The 18316-nt window shown below is 41.1% G+C and carries 20 protein-coding genes and 4 tRNA genes; 1 reads left to right on the top strand and 23 read right to left on the bottom strand.

Going from position 1 to position 18316, the window contains the following annotated elements; genetic code table 11:
- Positions 1–82 precede the first annotated feature (82 nt).
- From rplJ to AC1XUO_RS15690, 13 genes are all read right to left on the bottom strand, one after another.
- On the bottom strand, positions 83–613 hold the full coding sequence (gene rplJ / locus AC1XUO_RS15630; RefSeq protein WP_090339952.1) for a 50S ribosomal protein L10: 531 nt from the start codon (positions 611–613) through the stop codon (positions 83–85).
- Between the two features lies 1 nt (position 614).
- Positions 615–1313, bottom strand: a complete 699-nt coding sequence (gene rplA / locus AC1XUO_RS15635; protein ID WP_235151688.1) for a 50S ribosomal protein L1 — start codon at positions 1311–1313, stop codon at positions 615–617.
- A gap of 33 nt (positions 1314–1346) precedes the next feature.
- Positions 1347–1796 carry a 50S ribosomal protein L11 gene (rplK, locus tag AC1XUO_RS15640; RefSeq protein ID WP_090339956.1) on the bottom strand — a complete coding sequence of 150 codons (450 nt, stop codon included), beginning with the start codon at positions 1794–1796 and terminating at the stop codon, positions 1347–1349.
- Positions 1797–1875: 79 nt separating this feature from the next.
- On the bottom strand, positions 1876–2430 hold the full coding sequence (gene nusG, locus AC1XUO_RS15645) for a transcription termination/antitermination protein NusG (RefSeq protein ID WP_090339958.1): 555 nt from the start codon (positions 2428–2430) through the stop codon (positions 1876–1878).
- A gap of 32 nt (positions 2431–2462) precedes the next feature.
- Complete coding sequence (gene secE, locus AC1XUO_RS15650) at positions 2463–2654, bottom strand: preprotein translocase subunit SecE (protein WP_090340809.1); 192 nt, start codon at positions 2652–2654, stop codon at positions 2463–2465.
- An 18-nt stretch (positions 2655–2672) separates the two neighbouring features.
- A tRNA-Trp gene (locus AC1XUO_RS15655) sits at positions 2673–2743 on the bottom strand.
- 101 nt (positions 2744–2844) lie between these two features.
- Positions 2845–4032, bottom strand: a complete 1188-nt coding sequence (gene tuf, locus AC1XUO_RS15660; protein WP_483330719.1) for an elongation factor Tu — start codon at positions 4030–4032, stop codon at positions 2845–2847.
- A gap of 181 nt (positions 4033–4213) precedes the next feature.
- Positions 4214–4285, bottom strand: a tRNA-Thr gene (locus AC1XUO_RS15665).
- Positions 4286–4580: 295 nt separating this feature from the next.
- A tRNA-Gly gene (locus tag AC1XUO_RS15670) sits at positions 4581–4653 on the bottom strand.
- A gap of 58 nt (positions 4654–4711) precedes the next feature.
- Positions 4712–4794 (bottom strand) — tRNA-Tyr (locus AC1XUO_RS15675).
- Positions 4795–4959: 165 nt separating this feature from the next.
- Positions 4960–6072 carry a porin family protein gene (locus AC1XUO_RS15680; protein ID WP_483330720.1) on the bottom strand — a complete coding sequence of 371 codons (1113 nt, stop codon included), beginning with the start codon at positions 6070–6072 and terminating at the stop codon, positions 4960–4962.
- 19 nt (positions 6073–6091) lie between these two features.
- Positions 6092–6892, bottom strand: a complete 801-nt coding sequence (locus AC1XUO_RS15685; RefSeq protein WP_483330721.1) for a hypothetical protein — start codon at positions 6890–6892, stop codon at positions 6092–6094.
- The gene (locus tag AC1XUO_RS15690) at positions 6873–7463 is read right to left on the bottom strand and encodes an RNA polymerase sigma factor (RefSeq protein ID WP_483330722.1); all 591 of its coding nucleotides are present in this window, start codon (positions 7461–7463) and stop codon (positions 6873–6875) included. Before AC1XUO_RS15690 ends, AC1XUO_RS15685 begins: the two co-directional genes overlap by 20 nt.
- A 250-nt stretch (positions 7464–7713) precedes the next feature.
- On the opposite strand from AC1XUO_RS15690, the gene murI reads away from it, so the two are divergent.
- Entirely contained in the window at positions 7714–8523 is an 810-nt protein-coding gene (gene murI / locus AC1XUO_RS15695) for a glutamate racemase (RefSeq protein WP_483330723.1), read from the top strand.
- A gap of 71 nt (positions 8524–8594) precedes the next feature.
- Here the strand turns inward: murI and AC1XUO_RS15700 are convergent, their stop codons facing one another.
- From AC1XUO_RS15700 to AC1XUO_RS15745, 10 genes are all read right to left on the bottom strand, one after another.
- The gene (locus tag AC1XUO_RS15700; protein ID WP_483330724.1) at positions 8595–11120 is read right to left on the bottom strand and encodes a glycosyl hydrolase; all 2526 of its coding nucleotides are present in this window, start codon (positions 11118–11120) and stop codon (positions 8595–8597) included.
- Between the two features lie 160 nt (positions 11121–11280).
- Positions 11281–11568: a hypothetical protein gene (locus AC1XUO_RS15705; protein WP_483330725.1), complete on the bottom strand. Its 288-nt coding sequence runs from the start codon at positions 11566–11568 to the stop codon at positions 11281–11283.
- Positions 11565–12104: a DUF420 domain-containing protein gene (locus tag AC1XUO_RS15710; protein ID WP_483330726.1), complete on the bottom strand. Its 540-nt coding sequence runs from the start codon at positions 12102–12104 to the stop codon at positions 11565–11567. The genes AC1XUO_RS15705 and AC1XUO_RS15710 overlap by 4 nt, the downstream gene beginning before the upstream one ends.
- Positions 12105–12115: 11 nt before the next feature.
- A complete protein-coding gene (locus tag AC1XUO_RS15715) occupies positions 12116–12760 on the bottom strand; it encodes a hypothetical protein (RefSeq protein WP_483330727.1) in 645 nt (214 codons plus the stop codon).
- Between the two features lie 12 nt (positions 12761–12772).
- On the bottom strand, positions 12773–13102 hold the full coding sequence (locus tag AC1XUO_RS15720; protein WP_090339982.1) for a cytochrome C oxidase subunit IV family protein: 330 nt from the start codon (positions 13100–13102) through the stop codon (positions 12773–12775).
- Between the two features lie 27 nt (positions 13103–13129).
- Positions 13130–13900 (bottom strand): cytochrome c oxidase subunit 3, encoded by a 771-nt coding sequence (locus AC1XUO_RS15725; RefSeq protein WP_483330728.1) that lies wholly within the window; start codon positions 13898–13900, stop codon positions 13130–13132.
- A 13-nt stretch (positions 13901–13913) separates the two neighbouring features.
- Positions 13914–14501: a cytochrome c oxidase subunit 3 gene (locus AC1XUO_RS15730; protein ID WP_483330729.1), complete on the bottom strand. Its 588-nt coding sequence runs from the start codon at positions 14499–14501 to the stop codon at positions 13914–13916.
- Positions 14502–14518: 17 nt separating this feature from the next.
- Positions 14519–15409, bottom strand: a complete 891-nt coding sequence (cyoE, locus tag AC1XUO_RS15735) for a heme o synthase (protein ID WP_483330730.1) — start codon at positions 15407–15409, stop codon at positions 14519–14521.
- A 20-nt stretch (positions 15410–15429) separates the two neighbouring features.
- Entirely contained in the window at positions 15430–16458 is a 1029-nt protein-coding gene (locus AC1XUO_RS15740) for a COX15/CtaA family protein (protein WP_483330731.1), read from the bottom strand.
- A complete protein-coding gene (locus AC1XUO_RS15745; protein ID WP_483330732.1) occupies positions 16433–18313 on the bottom strand; it encodes a cytochrome c oxidase subunit I in 1881 nt (626 codons plus the stop codon). Before AC1XUO_RS15745 ends, AC1XUO_RS15740 begins: the two co-directional genes overlap by 26 nt.
- Positions 18314–18316: the final 3 nt, after the last annotated feature.

Genomic DNA, 18316 nt, shown 5'->3' on the forward strand with positions numbered 1-18316 from the left:
TTGTGATTATACAAATAGATGAATTAATGAGCTCGGTATTAATTCTGACCCGTAGAGCTCACCCGGGTAGATATTCAATAAATTAGTCTTCTTTCTCAGATAAAGTCTTAAGAATACCAGCCAATTTGTTGCCACCGCTCGAAAGAGCCGAGATAACGTTTTTGGCAGGAGATTGCAACAGACCGATAATCTCTCCAACCATCTCTTGTTTAGATTTAAGAGCGATCAGAACGTCAAGCTGGCTTTCACCAACAAAAACAGATGAATCAACAGAAGCTCCTTTAAATTTAAGCTTGTCACTACCTGCTTTTTTCTTGAATTCTTTAATCAGCTGTGCAGGAACTTTACCTGACTCCGGGTGAAACATTACTCCGGAAAAACCTTTCAAAACTGTGTCGAAAGAAGAATAATCCGTATCTAGTGTTTCTAATGCTTTCTTAATCAGAGTATTCTTTACAACACGATACTCGATACCGCGCTCGAAGCAAAGGCCTCTAAGTACGTTAACCTCACTTACAGTCATTCCTGCAGCACTGGTGATATAGAAGTATGGCGTGTTCGAGAATTTCTGACTTAGCTCGTCAATAATTACTGCTTTCTCTTCCCGTGTCATATTATAATCCTGGAATCGTGTTTTTGTCAATAGTCACACCCGGGCTCATCGTAGACGACAAGTGAATGCTTTTTACGTAAGTACCTTTTGCCGATGAAGGCTTAAGGCGGATCAAGGTGTTGATAACCTCAGTCGCGTTCTGTGCAAGTTGGTCTGGTCCAAAAGAAACCTTTCCTACGCTGGCGTGAATGATTCCTGATTTGTCAACCTTGAAATCAATTTTACCTGCTTTAACTTCTTTCACAGCTTTAGCTACATCTGGTGTAACTGTACCTGATTTAGGGTTTGGCATCAGACCACGAGGACCCAATACTTTACCTAACTTACCAACTTTTGCCATTACACTAGGCATTGTGATAATCACGTCGATGTCAGTCCATCCTTGTTCTATCTTTGTGATAAACTCGTCAAGACCAACGAAATCTGCTCCTGCTTCTTTCGCTTCGGCTTCCTTATCAGGAGTACAAAGTACCAATACACGAACATCCTTTCCGGTTCCGTGTGGCAATGTTACCACGCCACGTACCATTTGATCAGCTTTACGAGGATCAACGCCCAAACGAACGTCAATATCAACAGATGAATCAAATTTAGTATAAGAAATCGTCTTCAGGACCTCCGCAGCTTGTTCCAAGGTATAAGCCTGGGTTGCGTCGTATTTCGAAAGAGCGTCTTTTTGCTTTTTGGTCAATTTTCCCATGTTCTTTGTTTCTTTAGCGTAATTAAACTACGCTCAGTTGTTTTCTTCCCACGGGGCTTTGCCAGCTACGGTAATACCCATACTACGAGCCGTTCCCGCGATCATTTTCATAGCAGAATCAATTGTAAAGCAGTTTAGATCAGGCATTTTAGTCTCAGCGATCGTACGAACCTGATCCCAAGTAACTGAACCAACTTTTAGACGGTTTGGCTGCGCCGAACCAACTTTTACTTTTGATGCTTCCAGAAGAAGATTTGCGGCCGGGGGAGTCTTAATGACGAAGTCAAAAGACTTATCCTTGTAGTACGTAATAACTACCGGCAATACCACACCAGGTTTATCCTGAGTACGGCCATTGAATTGCTTACAAAACTCCATGATATTCAAACCTTTCGATCCCAATGCAGGACCGATTGGAGGTGAAGGGTTGGCTGAGCCACCTTTTACCTGTAGTTTGACGTATCCACCTATTTCTTTTGCCATTGTTTTGGAATTTGTGCGGTTCACTGATTAATTAAACGGTTTGCATGCAAGTGGAAGCTTACCCTGCCCGTTCTTTCGATCAATTATCCTTTTCTACTTGTGCGTAACTTAATTCAACGGGTGTATTACGCCCGAATATTTTTACAACTACATTGAGTTTTTTCTTCTCATCGAATACTTCTTCCACCAAACCGATAAATCCGCTGAACGGGCCATCTACAACCTTTACGGTTTCGCCTTTCATGAAAGACATGTTTGGTGCTTCTTCGTGGTGTTCTGCTTCGTCAACTCTACCAAGAATCCGGTTGATTTCTGACTGGCGCAAAGGCACCGGTACTTTTGAATTCCCTTCTGCGTTTCCTAAAAAACCGATTACTCCGGGAATACTTGTAATAATGTGCAAAACCTCTCCTTTTGAAAGATCGGCGGAAATGATTATGTATCCCGGAAAAAAGTTCTTTTCCCTAACCCGCTTCTTTCCATTACGCATTTCGTATATCTTCTCAGAAGGAATAAGAATCTGCGGAACGAATTCTGTGAGTTTCTGCCGTGTTATTTCATTCTCAATATAGGACTTGATCTTTTTCTCTTGTCCTGACACAGCACGCAATACAAACCAATTTAATCCACTCATACCATTCAGGGGGTGTCGCTAAAAAAAATACCTTAGAAAGACTGATAAAACAGTCTGAGTGCGTTTTCAAAGACAAAGTCCATTATCCCTACCACAAAGGCAAAAATAAGGGATCCAACAAGCACCAATGTTGTGTTCGCCTGAAGCTCGTTAAAGGGAGGCCACGTAACATGCTCGGTCATTTCTTCCCAAGATGCTTTTAGAAACGAAGTAAATTTATCCATTTTTGCTTTTTGCTTATGCACGGGTGGAGAGATTCGAACTCCCATCAACGGTTTTGGAGACCGCTATTCTACCCTTGAACTACACCCGTATTCCGTGCGAACCAATGTTTCGGGCTGCAAAGATACACTATTTTTATAAAAAACAAGTGCATTTCATAAGAAATGCACTTGTTTTTAAATCTTTCCTGACTTAGTCAAGAATTTCAGTTACCTGACCTGCACCTACGGTACGTCCACCTTCACGAATCGCGAAACGAAGACCTTTTTCCATAGCAATTTTGCTGATCAATTTCACTTCAATTGTGATGTTATCACCTGGCATAACCATTTCAACACCAGCTGGAAGCGTGATTTCTCCAGTTACGTCCGTGGTACGGAAGTAGAACTGAGGACGGTATTTGTTAAAGAATGGCGTGTGACGTCCACCTTCTTCTTTTGAAAGTACATAAACTTCACCTTTGAAAGATGCGTGAGGTTTAACTGAACCTGGCTTACAAATAACCATACCACGACGGATATCTTCTTTGTTAATACCACGAAGCAATAGACCTACGTTATCACCAGCTTCTCCACGGTCAAGGATTTTACGGAACATCTCAACACCAGTTACAACTGATTTAAGACCTTCTGCACCCATACCAAGGATATCAACGGCTTCACCTGAGTTGATTACTCCTCTTTCAATACGACCAGTTGCAACAGTACCACGACCAGTGATCGAGAATACGTCTTCAACAGGCATAAGGAAAGGAAGATCAGTCATACGTGGAGGAATTGGAATGTAGCTGTCAACAGCGTCCATCAATTCTTCAATCGTTTTAACCCATTTGTCTTCGCCATTCAATCCACCCAAAGCAGAACCTTGGATTACAGGAATGTTATCTCCATCGTAGTCGTAGAAGCTAAGAAGCTCGCGGATTTCCATTTCAACAAGTTCAAGTAGTTCAGGATCATCAACCATATCCACTTTATTCATGAATACTACTAGTTGAGGAACACCCACCTGACGAGCCAAAAGAATGTGCTCACGAGTTTGAGGCATAGGTCCATCAGTTGCAGCAACTACAATGATAGCTCCATCCATCTGAGCAGCACCAGTAACCATGTTCTTCACATAATCCGCGTGACCTGGACAGTCAACGTGTGCATAGTGACGGTTTGCTGTTGCGTATTCTACGTGCGATGTATTAATTGTGATACCACGTTCTTTCTCTTCAGGTGCGTTATCAATTGATGAGAAATCACGAAGTACTGCTAAACCCTTTTTCGCCAACACAGTTGTGATAGCAGCAGTAAGGGTAGTTTTACCGTGGTCAACGTGCCCGATAGTACCAATATTCACGTGGGGTTTCGAGCGGTCAAACGTCTCTTTTGCCATGTCCTAAGTACGCTTAAAATTTGAATTTATTACGAATTTATTAAACACTATTGATTGATCCCTTTTAGCTTACATTTACCAAGCCCTTCAAAACCAATTAAACTAAATGCAAGGATCAAAATCTTTCTTCGAATCCGTCATAGGATGGAATTGAAGATGAGAATGTAAAAACATTCCTCCGAGCTATTGAGGGGATTTGAACCCCTGACCTCTTCCTTACCAAGGAAGTGCTCTACCCCTGAGCTACAACAGCAAAATTTCAATATTTTTGATGATGCCACTTTTGGCATTATCCTGTTGACCTCTTTGGTTAAATTAAATCACACAGGTAAACCGCCTGACCTCTTCCTTACCAAGGAAGTGCTCTACCGCGCGGCGGACCGTCCCTGAGCTACAACAGCAAAATTTCAATATTCAATATTTCGAAATGCTACGTAAAGCACATTCGCGTGAGAAATTAATCTCAGTTTAAACCACAGCCAAAAGCGACCAGCGAAAGGGCTTCAAAATGAATGTTTTCGCTAGTCGCTTGACGTGTCTTAAAAATGAGCGAAAGACGAGGTTCGAACTCGCGACCTATAGCTTGGAAGGCTATCGCTCTACCAGCTGAGCTACTTTCGCAATTGTTATAAACCTTTCTTTACACTGGTAAACATAAAGAAAACGCTGGTTTAAACTGTGGGGGCGGATGGATTCGAACCACCGTAGGCGTACACCAGCAGATTTACAGTCTGCCCCATTTGGCCACTCTGGTACACCCCCTTTCAACATTTCAATACAACCGTGAGAACCTCTTGTCCCACTTTTGGAGCTGCAAAATTATGACCTTTTTTAATACGCTGCAACTTATTTGGAAAAATATTTTCAAAAAAAATTAGTGCCCGCCAGAAATAGAATTCTAGCAAACACTAAATCAATAGGTTATACTTAAAATAATTTTATTCCGAAACTTAACATTTTCACCGAAGGACCCTGATTTTTCTCGTACAATTCATTCAAATCATAGTTTACGAACAAATCCGGAAACCTGCGTATACCCAGCTCAAATCCTAATCCATACCGGAGATCATTGGCAAAAAAGTTACGGCGATCGAAAGATTTGTCATCACTTTCGCGTTCCACGATTTTGGAATAACTGCCCAGCCTGTATCCACCATAGACTCCCGCTGTAATATGTGATATGAAAGATCTTCGAAAACTTATCGTCGGCATGACAGACAGATTTACAAATGGCAGCACGTACTTATTTTTCTTTAAACTGATCTCGTTTTTCTCATCATTCAGCACAGGTTCAAAGTTCACCATATCCTGATTTCTGACAATTTTATTATTGCCTTCAAACATCAGATTGTACCATGAAAAATCTATCCCGAAATCAAAGCTCAACCTTGCTTTTTGCCCTCTTGCAACCGTTGTGGATGCAATATAACCCAGACTGATGTATCTTGAACCAAATGGTTTTAAATCAGGCATTTCGACTAATGTGCCCGCGACTGTGCTTAAAGGCGTATTACTTCCATAGGTATTCAATCCCAAGGCAATGTTAAAACCTTTGCGCGGACTCGATCCCCAGCTTGGTACATAAGATTTTGCTGTTTGTCCTATTCTGGCAAAATTACCATCTTCGTCATCACTCACTTCCACACGTCCACTTTCAATCTCCACTTTCGTATTCCCGTTCCGAATGCGCAGCCCCCCACGCTTTCCGATACGCACATAATTTTTGTCGTCGCCCAGGTCCGGTTTATTTTTTAAATAATCATCGCCGCTGAATTCCTCCACAATTAACGTCGTATCCTGCTGTGTACTATCCAAACGGATTTTCAGGTCTTTGAGCAACGCGTTCAAATCGTATTTCAGGATTTTCTCCAATTCTCTTTTATTCTCTCCGTAGATGACCATTCTGGTTTTGTTACCAAATCTTACAATGATCGAATCGTTCTTTGTATTGTTTGTAACGGAAGGAGGAATATTACTCTTTGCCTGTACCTCTGTCAAAGACAAAAGCATGAAGACAGCAAAAATGATTTTCATTTTCATGACATAATGGGGTTACCGATTAATTTTTTCTTTCACGCTTTCCTGATATTTTTCCATCATCATTAGTTCGGTCATCTGCTCTCGCAATAATACTTTTAGGATTAAACCCTACATCGTCCCAATCAACGGGCTCCGCTTCTCTGACATTTTTAAGCTGACGAAAAACACGCGATAAACGGGATTTAGATTTGTCTTTAACTTCGCTTTCAGGCTCCTCAACTTCGACAATAATCGTGCGATCCGGCCTTTTCTCATCGCGTTGCGCTAATTCAACTGTTTTTGGAATTACCTTTTCGGAAGAAATGGATTGTTGGATCTCCGCATTTTCTATTTTCGCTTCCTCCACTTTAACAGGATCTATTTTAGCAATCTCGACCGACGCAGGACGGTTAGCATTAATGGTTTCAGCCTGATGTTCTGAATTGGGTTTTATTGAAGGAGATTTCTTAACCATTTCCTGTTTTGCCAAAGTCGGCTTTTCAGCAGGCAAAGAACTTTTCACCTCATCATTCGGCAGGCTTCTGCCTTCCGTTTGAATTGAATCTGTTACCTCAACTTGTTTACTTACCGCTTTTTCGACCTTTGCAATTTCAGAACCAGCATACATTGGTGACGAAATGTCGTTTTGTCCCTGCCATACCAGATAACCTGAAATCAAAGTCAAAACAACGCTCGCTGCCGCATACCATACCCACGCGACTATTCGTCGCGATTTCTTTTTCTGCCCTTCCTGAATGCGTTTCCAGGCGAGTTCAGAAGGTTTTTTCTCCAATGAAGTGAGTCTCTTTTGGAAAAGGTCATCAACCGGATGCTTTTTCATAATTCAGTTTTTTTTTGAAGTCATTTTCCCAGGCTCCCACCATTTTCTGCAACAAGGCACGTGCCCGGTGAAGCTGAGATTTCGACGTACTTTCTGTTACACCTAACAATTCTGCAATTTCGCTATGCGCATAACCTTCAATTGCATATAAATTAAAAACAGTGCGATACCCTTCTGGCAACTGTTCGATAAGATCTAGCAACTCCTGGGTTTCGATATGCTGGTCGGCGTAGTTATAATCCGGAATATTCGCAGCCTCATCAGACAAAATATCCTCTGGCATTTGTTTTCTTTTCCGTAAAAGTCCCAGCGCCTCATTCACCATAATTCTCCTGATCCACCCCTCGAAACTGCCCTCGCCGTTAAACTGGTCAATTTTACCAAACACTTTCAGGAATCCCTCCACCATCACATCTTCCGCCGTCATTTCATCACCCAGATAACGAAAGCATACCCCCAGCATGCGCGGGCCATACTTTTCATACACTTGCCGCTGCGCCCTGGCGTCTTCCTGCCGGAGTGCTTTGATCAGCTGTGCTTCCTGGTTAAAAAATGATAAAATTCGACCCATTCTAATGTTGTTTCAATGGTAAGATGCTAAAAGCTATTGCCGAGGTTGCATGAGACAGGATATTTTTTAAAAATATTTTTCCATTAAAGAATTTAGTGATTTCCTATACTCCTATCCAACTTATTATCAGCATTTTATTTCCATATCTATATTAAAATGATGATTACAGAAATATATTTTTCGTGATAAGAAAGATAATTACTACGCTTCGTTTAGTTTTATAGCCAATTAGTTATTATTCCCGATTACCATGTTCGATTCCTCAGCGCCTATTGGCATATTTGATAGCGGCATCGGCGGCATGACTGTCGCCAGTGCAGTTACCCGACTTTTGCCAAATGAAAATACCATTTATTTCGGAGATACGGCACATTTACCTTATGGCGACAAATCAACCGCATCCATTCAGGCATATTCCATCAAGATTTGCAACATGCTCTTACAGCAAAATTGTAAGCTGATTCTGATCGCCTGCAACTCTGCGTCCGCAGCAGCATTTGAACTTGTCCGGGAGTACGTAGGCAGCAAAGCGAAAGTTTTAAATGTTATTGACCCGGTGGTTGATTATATTAAAGAGCACTATGACGGAAAAACGATCGGGCTTATTGGAACGAAACAAACTGTTTTATCCAATGTTTACAAGAAGAAAGTTGATGCTTTAAATAAAAACATCCACTTAAAATCACTGGCGACGCCGCTTCTGGCTCCTATGATCGAAGAGGGATTTTTTGATAATAATATCAGCGAGAGCATCATTGATAGTTATCTGTCAGATCCGACCCTGGATGGAATTGAGGCACTGATTCTGGGTTGTACGCACTATCCGCTTATCAAAAACCAGATCAGTAAATATTACGAAAACGATGTTGAGATCTTGGATACTTCTGAAATTGTTGCACACTCGTTACGTGCCTGGCTTGAACAACATTATCTGGTCAACGAAAAAGGTACCGGCAAACGGCAGTTTTATGTTTCTGACTACACGCTTTCTTTCGAGCAGTCCACAAACATATTTTTCGGTCAGCAAATCCAGCTCGAACATTATCCTTTGTGGGAATAATTGTTAGCTACGAATACAGGATTATTCACAAATCTTCTTCGTGAACATTCCTGTATTCGTAGCTAACAAAATTAGTATAAGAAACGAATCGGGCCCAGCAAGCCGGATGGCATGGGTTCCCAGTTATCCGCATTGAATTTTTGATAGGTGATATCAACAATATTGATATCGTAAAATTTCTTCCATTCAGGAGCCTGCTTGTCACGCAGGCGCATGTAATTGGCCGAAAGGTTTGTTACTTCGATCTCGATTTTATTTCCCTTTTCTTTAAGTAACTCCGGAATTAGTTTTAACTGAAAGGGAATAGACCACGCCGTTCCGATTTCTTTTCCGTTAAGCTTAACCACAGCAACTTCGCGAACATCTCCTAAATCCAGGATAATCGATTTGGAAGCTAACAACTCCACTGGTATATCAAAGTTGAGAGTATACCTGGCAGTTCCCGAAAAATATTTGGCGGTATCAGATAGTGAAACCCAGGAACCCGCTTTTTTCAAATTACCAGATGGCGGCAATGAAGGCTTGCCTTTAACAAAATCAACAGCCCAATTTCCGTCGATTGTATACTGCTTTTCAGGTTTTGAAGCAGCTACGATTTCCGTTGATTGATCTGATGTCCTTAAAAAACACGATTCCCCTGGAATTAAATTTAAGAAAACTTCATTTTTACCTTTTTCTTTACGCGTAGATAAAACAATGGATTCATTTGTCAAAGGATCATAACGCTCGACATTTCCAGTCAGTTTACCAACATTAATCCAGCCATCGCTGAACCCGTTTGCCAGATTCGCTATAAAATATATTGAGTTTCCCCCTGACTTTTTTCTTATATAAGTTAACCCTAGTTTGGCCCATTGTTCCTGAACAACGCCGCGTTTTTGCAATGCAATTTCCCAATCCTTTGACACAACAACGCCTGCGTTTTTCGATTTCAATTCGCTGAGTTTTGATACGAACTCCGTCTGGCGTGTTCCGTTCAAGTTATAACCCGTAACTTTTGTTGGAAAATGATCTGCGAAAATAATATTAGCGCCCGACTTTGCCAGTCTGGTCAGCTCGTTCAACGTTTCCTCAGGCATATATGTCGACGGCGGGATCAGAATCGTTTTGTAAATAGATTTACCGGACGAAACTTCTCCATTTTTTGTGGCTGATAATCTTGACAATTGCCTGTCGGAGACATAGTCAAAAGCATATCCCTCCTTCCATAATTTTGTTGTCAGCTGCCCAAATGGTAATTGCAATAACCAGCGATCAACATGATGAACTTCCAGCAAATGCACACCGCCACCGGATTTTGCGGGCGTCGACCAAAGATCATGGATGGGGAAATAAACCAGAATATCGTTATCCGGCTGACTCTCCTGTAACAGTTTCTGACAACGCTCTACGTATTGATTTAACAATGAAAAATGCTCAGCGAAATGGGAGGCCGGTCCAAAGTTCGTTGATGCATAAAACAACCAACCCGGATATGATTCCTTAACCGGCGAGTAAGTTGTACCATGATAGAAAATATGATTTATGCCACTCGTAAACAACTCGTCAATTTGCGGCTTCACCTGAGACAACGAAACTTTAAAATGATTGGCAAGCCATGTACCCGTTTCTGAACTCACCAACTTTTTACCAGAAAAATGAGCAGCAGAAGACGCGAACTTCATCGCCAGTGGATTTGGTGTGCCGAATTGCTTGATCGAATAATCAGGATCAATTCTGAGTCCAGGAATCGAAAACCTGCTTGTACCGAAGGACTCTGTTTCCGGAATATCGGCCTCGTCGTAAAGATCCAGGAGATTTCCCGGAGATCCATGCGCCTGGTACCGGGTTAGAAATCCTTTTTGCTTACTCCAATTTGTCCAGGCATGGGCGTAGCGTTCGCGGAGAAGTTCTGATAACGTCTGGTGATAATCAATTTTTACCAATATAGATTCTGACTTTCCTGTTGTGTCGGTGAACAGAGCTGGCTCGTTTTGCAGATCATACCCCCTCCGCTTTTTAAACTCACGAAGAAAATCATCCGTCCAGTTCGCTCCGTATGCCTCGTAAGAATCCATATACATGGAACGTGGCAATTCTTTTGCGTGAACAAAAGCGGAATCAAACCTAACCAGGTAATCGGACATCGCTGTTGGATGAAACGGATCAAAAACCAATCCTTCCCCACCGGGTGCTGCACGTTTCACTTCCTGTTTGGTTGGTAGGATTTTCCATTTCCCATCTTTGAAGTTTATTGTTTTAGCAGCCATCTGTTTGGTAACATTAGGTCCTCCGAATGGCCACCCGGTACCCGTTGTCATATCCACACCAAGGCCCAATCGTTTTCCTTCGATGACAGTATGCTCCATCACTTTTAACCAATGATCGGTAAGAAACGGAACGAAGTCATTTTCGTAACCCTTAACACCATATATCGGAATAATATGCACACCGCCTAATCCGGCTTTTGAAAATCCTTCAAGTTGCGCTGTAATGTCTTCCTGCGTGACAGCACTCCCCATCCACCACCAATATGTCCACGGCTTTGAAGTTGAAATGGTCTGCCCATGGCCCGGCAAACAAAAAAGAAGGAATACTAAAAGAAGAATGGATCGCATTATCAAAACTGGTTTTTCAATTTAAAGACTCCATCCTCAATTTCTACACCTACAAAATCGATTTTTTTTCAAAACAGGCAATGTATTTTTAATCATCACCAGACAACAAAAAGAGGCGAAACCAACAATCTGATTTCGCCTCACCCAATATCTTAAATGTTTATTTTTGATGTAAAGCCTGCTGAACGCGGGCAGTAATGAATTGACGTTCCTGTTGATTTTTTTTACTGCTTCTATACCACATATATCCAATTACAGCAACTAAAATATAAGGCATCATAAACAGATAAACAATTCCCGTATTCAACCCCACACCTACGTTATTTCTTCCGTTACCCATTGAGCTTTCAACACTTCCTCTGCACATCGCACATTGCGCCATTGTTGACGGAACCGTTAAAACAAAGAATATAATTACAAACCCACAAATCGCCAGAAACTTTTTCATACGTAATAGGGACTAATCAATAAATAAACAATTACACCACTCACACTCACATAAAGCCAAATTGGAAATGCCCATTTAACAGCTTTTCGATGTTCAGCCAACTGATTGCTGTAACCAAAATAAACAGCTCTCAATACAAACCACACAACGACGATTGACAACAAGATATGCGAAATCAACAGAAAATAATAGATCGGTCTGATAAATCCTGAACCTCCGAACGGCGTCGACTCGTTTGAAATATGATAAAGAATGTAACAAACCAGAAATATCGCTCCGAGGACAAACGCTAATGTCATCATCAGCCGGTGTAAATTTCTATTATTAGTTTTTATAAAATAAAAACCCAGGAGAAGTAAAATCGCCGTCGCAGTATTCAACATCCCAATCACATGCGGTAAAACCTTCGTCCAGGCACCCAAATCTATCTTTTGTCTGATACCAATCAGAACGGCCACTGCAACCGGGATTGCGATGGCGAGGATATTAATAATTTTTCTGTACTTCTTATTTTCTTCAACCAATACAGTTGCCATAACAATTCGTATTAATTAGATTTTTTCTCGTAATCCAAAATTTTAATCTCACCCATTAACCTATCCGTTTCTTCCAAATCAGATAAATTATAATATCCTCTGATCTGACCTTTCGTATCTATTAATACTAACTTAGATTCGAGCGAATTGGTTTTAGCTTTCGGCACTTTTGTTTCCATTTTCAAAACCCTTGTACAGACCTCATCAACTTCCTCAGTCGAGCCTGTTAGCACAAGCCAATTTTTTGAATCCATTAAGGCTGGATAACTTGCGTTCTTACCGTTCCAATTTTCCGCAAGAGTGAACAGTTGAAGATTAGGAATACTCTCTGTCAATGCATAAATTCTATCTACCTGTCCCAATACAATTTTACAGCTATCATCACACGCCTGTGGCAGGAAGTTGACCACCCTCATCTTGCCATCTCCTAATTTCGCAACGAAAGAATTTCCGTCGGTTTTCTTCAAAGTAATTTCCGGAACCTTATAAAACACGGTGTCACCATTATTCAATGTTATATCACCGGTTGCGGTAAATTGCGGGTGGTAATATGGCAAATCGTAATGATTGGTAGCAAACAGCTTAAGGAACACAAAAACTAAAGCCGGAATTACTAATGTCAATATTAGTAATCCGGCTTTACGGAAGTTTATCATAACGAATAGCCTCTACTTGAAAATGGCTTCAAAAATAGCATTACCTTCTAAAAGAAGCGCAAGAATCAGCCAGGCCACAAAAATAACCGGAACGATAATAGACCAAATCAGCGACTTGGTTTCATGCTTAAGGTGCATGAATTCACCTACAATGTAAAATGCCTTCACAATAGTCATCACGATGAAAATTGTAACTTTCAGTGTTCCGTGAGGTACAGTGAAAGCAATAAGGAACTCTAATGCTGTCAGGACGAGCAAAATCCAGAAAGTTTTCCAGATCGCTTTACGCTGTTCCGCACCTGCGTTTGGATCCTGCTCGTGTATATGATGTACTTCTGCCATGTGATTTAGAATTAAAAAGGTCTACGATTAAACCAGATAAAAGAATGTAAATACAAATACCCAAACAAGGTCTACAAAGTGCCAGTAAAGACCCACTTTTTCAACCATTTCATAACTTCCGCGTTTGTCATAGAAACCAGTCGCTGAACGGAAGAAAATAAGAATATTTAGAATAACACCACTAAATACGTGTGTTCCATGGAAACCTGTGATGAAGAAAAAGAAGTCTGCAAATGCAGGAGGTCCGTATTGATTTTCAGTTAGGTTCGCACCATGTACCAGTTTATCGACCCATGTCCCGTTCTCTATAACTTTCATCACGGTACCAGCGTCCGTTCCGTGGATAAAGTGAGCCCATTCCCAAGCCTGGCATCCAAGGAAAGTGAAACCACCCAAAATTGTCCAAAGCATATATTTCTCAACGTTCGCACGGTCCATACGGTGACCTGCTTCTACAGCCAGTACCATCGTAACGCTACTCGCGATAAGAATGAAAGTCATAATACCTACGAAAACCAATGGCAGAGAAATACCATGCAAAAATGGAACTGCTTCATAAACCTTTTCCGGAATTGGCCAGTACAAGTTTGAGAATGTAAAATTCGCAGCATCTCCTACATAGGAAGGGAAACTAAAACGTTGCGTCCCATATGCTACAAGCAATGCAGAAAATGTAAACGTATCTGAGATGAGGAAAAACCACATCATCAATTTCCCGTAACTTGCTTTCATCGGCTCGATCCCGCCCATCCACATTTTGGGTTCTACCGTGCCTGGTGTTGTTACATGTGCAGCCATTGGTGAAAAATTATCAATTAAAAGTCAATAAAAAAACAAAAAGATATAACCAGAGTAAGTCTAAAAAGTGCCAGTATGTGGCGCAAATCTGTATTTGACGCAAATTCTTTGCATGCACCTTCTGCTTGAAAACCGCGATCCATGCATAAATCAGAACAATGATACCACTAATAATGTGGAAACCATGGAGTCCTGTGAATACATAAAAAAACGAACCAGATGGATTTCCAACAAAATAGACATTCATTGCCACCAACTGTTTCCATCCCTCAAACTGCATCCACAGAAACGTCAGACCGAGTACAAAAGTAATAGAAATTGCTATTTTCAATAATCTGAAATCATCTTTTTTTGCTGCAAAATAAGCTGCCTGCATCGCAAGACTACTTACCAACAGTACACCGGTACTATACCAGAATATCCTGGGCATCTCAAATTCAAGCCAGTTACCTTCTGCTCTGCGCACAAGATAAGCACTGGTCTGCGACGCAAAAAGCATTATTATACTTACTACGAACAACCAAAGAATGAATTTCATTGGGTCCATAGAAAGCGTAGCCTGAGGCTCCTTATCTACTTTCAAATGTTGAATGTTTTCCATTTCCCTAAATTACGATATCACAATTTATCCAACAAAAACGCGATTTGAACGATCGGCAAATATATGAAAGAACCAAACATAAGTTGTCTTGCCGTTTTGTCCGTACACTTACGCATCAAGTGGAATGTTTGCGCTAAAAACAATACACCAAAAACTGTTGCTATAAAAGCCGAATTGATTCCTGTCATACCCAATTTGTAAGGCAACCAGCCAACCGGCAATAAAAACAACGTATAAATCATAATCTGCAACGTTGTATCTGCGTCTTTCAAACCGTTTGCTGGTAATAACTTAAAACCTGCGCGTTTGTAATCATCATCTAAAACCCATGCAATTGCCCAGAAATGTGGGAACTGCCAAAAAAATTGAATCGCAAACAAAATTCCTGGTTCTAATCCAAAATGGTTTGTCGCTGCCACCCAACCAATCATAGGAGGAAATGCACCCGGAAACGCCCCTACGAAAACCGCGATTGGACCAACACGTTTTAAAGGTGTATAAACGAATCCATACAAGACCAACGACAAAAGAGCTAGTAAAGCACTGATCAAATTAAAGTAAACAACGAATATAATCAAGGATGAAACGCCAAGGAATACCGACCAAATAATAGCCTGCTCGACCGAAATTCTCCCGCTTGGAAGAGGACGATTTTGCGTTCTCTTCATCATTTTATCCAAATCCTTTTCAAGAATCTGATTGATAATATTAGCAGAACCTGTGATGCCGATGGAAGCAATACAGAAAAGAACAATCTTAATCCAACTCACATCAGAAGCTCCGAGACAATAGCCCATCGCACCTGAAAAGGCAATCAGCGAAGCCAACCTGAATTTCAATAACTCAAACAAGGCCTTTACTTTATCTCCAACTCTACTAAAACCTAAGCTTTCCTCTGCTGATGTCATTATTTAACGCTATTTCCAATCTACACTAAATCTCCCTTCAGTTTAACAATCTTTTTATCCCAGGAAAAACGACTGGCATTCATTAGCATCCACATCATAAACTGTAATCCTATCATGATCACTGCTAATGTCAGGTGCACAGGCTGCGCAAAGGCAGGAACACCAAAATATGCCATGATTATCCCTGTGAAAATCTCTATACCCAGAACTGCCAGACAAGCTAAACCCATTTGTTTAATTCTGGATTTGCCTTCAATTGAACGGCTGATCTTATTTATCCAAAACAAATTAGCCCCGAGAAGTAACAGGGAGAAAGACCGATGGATATAAAATGGAATACCAAGCTCTTCAACCCATTTCCCACGCTCCTCATATCCCAAAGCGCGAATTACCTCATCCATCACCTCACGAACCTGAGTTCCGATCAAAATCTGTATCAGTGATAACGTCAGGACTAAGAAGCTTAATTTATTAATCAAACTATGATTAGCAAACAATTTCCCATCCCTTTCCTCTGAATAAGACGCACGAATGAACAGATAAATCAATATGAAGACAATTACAATGGCCAGAAGCATATGAATTGTGATCATCACCGGATGCAATTCTGACGATACTACCTTCGAACCTAGCCATCCCTGTAAACCTACCAGTATGAAAGCCAACAAACTGTAAAAAAACAAACTCTTTCTTTCAGACTTTAAATAAGGAATTGAAGCAAGTAACGTCCCGAAGATCATAATCCCCGTAAACACTCCAAAAAGACGATTGACATATTCAATCCAGGTTTTCACCGGATTGAAAATAACTTCACCTTTTAATTTAGCTCCGTAGATTTCCTTATAATCTAATGGTAGCTGAGAGACCTCCGTTGGAGGTATCCAGCTACCAAAACATTTTGGCCAATCAGGACAACCCATACCAGCACCTGTACTTCTTACAACTCCACCAACCATGATCAGGATGTAAAGTGTAATGACAGTATTCAGTGTCAACCGCCGGAACCGGCGATTGACACGTAAATTAATGCGCTGTGTTAAATTGGTCATTAAAATTCTGAGCCTCTATTTCTTTCTCTGTTGCAATCAGCTCATTCTCGTGCGGAAAGTTAGATTCCAAAGTTTGAGAATAAGGAATATTCTGAGGTATGAAATCCTCTTTTGCACCAGGTTTGCTATAATCATACGACCAGCGATATACTGCTGGAATTTCACCTTCCCAGTTACCATGACCAGGAACAATTGGTGTAGTCCATTCCAATGTGTTTGATCTCCATGGGTTTTTCGGAGCAGTCTTGCCTTTGAAAATGTTCACGAAGAAATTATAAAGGAATATGAACTGTGCAAGGAATGATAAAATCGCAGCAACGGTAATGAACATGTTCATGTCCATAAACTTGTGCGTGAAATCATAACTTGTAAACTGATAATAACGACGTGGGAAACCTGCGATACCAACATAGTGCATTGGAATAAAGACAAGGTAGATACCAATGAATGAGAACCAGAAGTGAATCTGACCCAAAGTATTGCTCATCATCTTTCCAAACATTTTAGGGAACCAGTGATAAACCCCGGCAAACAATCCGAAAGCAGATGCCGCACCCATTACAAGGTGAAAGTGAGCAACTACGAAGTATGTATCGTGAAGTTGAATATCCAGCGCACTATTACCCAAGATGATACCTGTCAAACCACCCGAAACGAATAGCGAAACCATCCCGATTGCAAAAAGCATAGCAGGAGTGAAAACGATATTTCCTTTCCAAAGTGTCGTGATATAATTAAACCCTTTCACCGCAGACGGAACAGCAATGATCAGAGTCAAGAACATAAATACAGATCCAAGGAACGGATTCATACCTGTCACGAACATGTGGTGAGCCCACACGATGAAGGCCAGGAATGCGATACCAAGCATAGAAGCAATCATGGCCCGGTAACCAAAAATCGGCTTACGAGCATTTGTAGCGATAACCTCAGAAGTAATCCCAAGACCAGGAAGAAGTACGATGTAAACCTCTGGGTGACCAAGGAACCAGAACAAATGCTGGAACAAAATTGGGCTACCTCCTACATTAGGTAAAGCTTCTCCGTTGATATAAATTTCCGACAAGTAAAAGCTCGTTCCAAAATGACGGTCAAAAATCAAAAGCAATACTGATGATAAAAGAACCGGGAAGGAAATAAGACCAAGAACAGCAGTAATAAGAAATGCCCAGATTGTCAATGGAAGACGATCAAATGACATACCACGTGTCCGAAGGTTAATTACAGTTGTTATATAATTGATCCCACCTAAAAGCTGAGATACAATAAAGAAAGCCATACTAGCCAACCACAAAGTCATACCCATACCAGAACCCTGGTGCGCTTGTGGCAGAGCACTTAATGGTGGGTAAATTACCCATCCACCTGCCGCAGGACCTGTTTGCAGGAATAGAGATGCAAACATGATCACACTGGCAAGGAAGAAGAACCAGTAAGATAACATGTTCATAAATCCGGATGCCATATCACGTGCACCAATTTGCAACGGGATAAGGAAGTTACTAAATGTACCGCTCAACCCGGCCGTAAGTACGAAAAATACCATGATGGTACCATGCATAGTAACAAGGGCAAGATAGAAATTAGGATCTAACTTACCTGACTCGCTGATCCAGGCACCTAATACAGGCTTCAACCAAGACAGATTGGAATCCGGCATCCCTAACTGGATACGGAAAATAACTGACATGGAAATTCCAATAACTGCCCATAGGATACCCGTAATAAGATATTGCTTGGCAATTACTTTGTGATCTTCACTGAATACGTATTTCTGCCAAAAGCTTTGTGGCTCGTGATGGTGCGCTTGCTCCGGGTGGTGTACAGCGGTGTCCAATCCTTCAATAGCTGACATATA

This window comes from Dyadobacter sp. HNCC25DJ186 (genome assembly GCF_056895235.1).